Origin of the sequence: Dialister histaminiformans, from assembly GCF_900103425.1 — a bacterium.
GTDB classification, from domain to species: Bacteria; Bacillota; Negativicutes; order Veillonellales; family Dialisteraceae; genus Allisonella; species Allisonella histaminiformans.
On the sequence record NZ_FMXA01000041.1, the window covers coordinates 1 to 2,040 of the forward strand.

Sequence of the window (2,040 nt, forward strand, 5' to 3'; positions counted from 1 at the left end):
AAGTTAAGGCACCGACCTACATCCGTTCAGGATGTACCGACCTGCGAGCCTCTAGCTCGCACTGACCATGAGCCGAAGGCTCATCTTTGTATGTTAGAGCAAAGGAAAGTATAAGGATGTTGCCTGCTGCCTTTTTACCAAAAACTTCCTCATCCTTTTGCATTCCTGATCTCAAATCGCCTGCTTGTCTTTTATGCACCGATCATGAGCGGAGCTCTTAGCCCACAGGCTATGAGCTCCGCTTGTCTCTATGTTATAATAATAACGTCTTGTAAAACTAAAAATACCTACAGGAGGTCTTATTGATTATGAGTAAAGAACTGGAACAGGCTGAATTGCTCTTTAAGCAGTTCAAACATAAGGAAGCATATCCCCTGTTTGAAAAGCTGGCTGATGCCGGAGAAGCACGGGCCATGTATTTCATGGGCATTTACAGCCGTCTGTATCTGGGAGTAGGACATTTCGATCAGGAAAAATCCTATAACTGGTTTAAGAAGGGCATGGAAGCGGGAGATGTACTCTGCGCTATTTCCTATGGCTATCTGCTGCCAAAGGAAAAGCGTGATGCTTTTATGAAGGAATGGCTGCCAAAGGCTGAAAAACTGGCAGAAGCTGGCGACGTCTTTGCACTGGACGACACAGCCGACTGCTATTTCTACGGTATTGGCACAAAGGCAGATGAAGAAAAAGGACTTGCCAATATTGATAAGGCGGCAGAAGCTGGCTACTGGCTGGCCAAGTTTGACCAGGCAGCACAGTATGATGAAGGCGGCCACAGAGATGTAGATTTCAAGAAGGCCTGCGAAGGATTCAAGGCCGTATCTAAACTGGGATACACCGAAGGGGATTATCGTCTGGCATTCCACTTCTTCCAGGGTACTGGCGAAGAACGGGATGTGAAAGAAGCTATCCGTCTGTGGGTTAAGGCCTGGGACATGAGCGAAAATGCAGCAGCTGCTAATGCACTGGGATTCATCTATTCCTTTGATGAAAAGCTGAAGGATGAAGAAAAAGCATTTTCCTGGTTCGAAAAGAGTGCTAAGGCAGGACTTCCGCTGGCAGCAGGCAATGTAGGTAACTGCTACTTCTATGGCCGTGGGGTCAAGAAGGATCTGGAAAAGGCAAAGCACTGGTATGAAATTGGCGCTAAGGCCGGACTCCAGTCCTCTATGCTCCAGCTCGGCGTTATTCTGAAGACACAGAATAAGAACAAGGAAGCTTTCCAGGTATTCTATGCAGCCGCTATAGGTGGTTATGCTCCGGCTATGGGATGGCTCGCTGCCTGCTATGAACACGGCATTGGCGTAGAAAAAGACCAGGGCAAGGTGCTCTTCTGGCTCAAGCGCGCAGCCGCTATGGGCGACAGAGATGCCATCCAGACTCTGCAGAAGTATTATCCGAAGCAGACCCTGGTAAAGACCAACGATAAGCTGGATGAAGATCTGCCGAAAGAATTCGTAGAAACCACACCGGGGACTATTAATTAAAAGACAGAATAGAGGTAACTCTTGCAAGCTGACGGTCAGACGTCAGACAACTTCCTTCCGATGGAATCGAAAGGTATAACCAAACGAGATTTTCCGTTTATATGGAAAATCTCGTTTTGTTTTGTCTTTAGAGACAAAAACAGGCTTGAGAATGGAGTAAGCGAATGGCAGGCATAGGATACTCCCTTCTTTTTATAAAGAGATTATTCTCTTGCGAAAAAGGTCAGAATCCTAAAGCTGCACGAAGGTGGGGCATGCAGCCCCTTTCCCTCTCTGGAGAGAGGATAAAGGCTGCAAACGTTGTCTGCTGTCGGCAAATTCCTATGGAATTCGGGACGGTGTAAAACATGTTGTTTTACAAAGGGAAGCAGAATATTTCTTATAAAAGCTAAGAATGCTAAAGCTGATTAACGGAAGCATGCGAAACGTTTCCCTCCGATAGCCAATCATGGTGCACAATATCCAATCTCCAGGTTTAAGGCAGACCATAAGGCCGCAAGAATGGTTATGCCATTCTCGGCTCAGGATGGTGCAATCCTTGCAGATTACAGGA

General features: G+C 46.7%; 1 protein-coding gene. It reads left to right on the top strand.

The window, feature by feature from the left end; translation table 11 throughout:
* Window positions 1-308 precede the first annotated feature (308 nt).
* Window positions 309-1,487 (top strand): tetratricopeptide repeat protein, encoded by a 1,179-nt coding sequence (locus BLQ79_RS08105; RefSeq protein WP_091365633.1) that lies wholly within the window; start codon window positions 309-311, stop codon window positions 1,485-1,487.
* The last annotated feature ends 553 nt before the right edge of the window (window positions 1,488-2,040 follow it).

Bases quoted from the DNA above. Each gene is read 5' to 3' on its own strand.
- BLQ79_RS08105 (WP_091365633.1), top strand. From the start codon at position 309: ATGAGTAAAGAACTGGAACAGGCTGAATTGCTCTTTAAGCAGTTCAAA.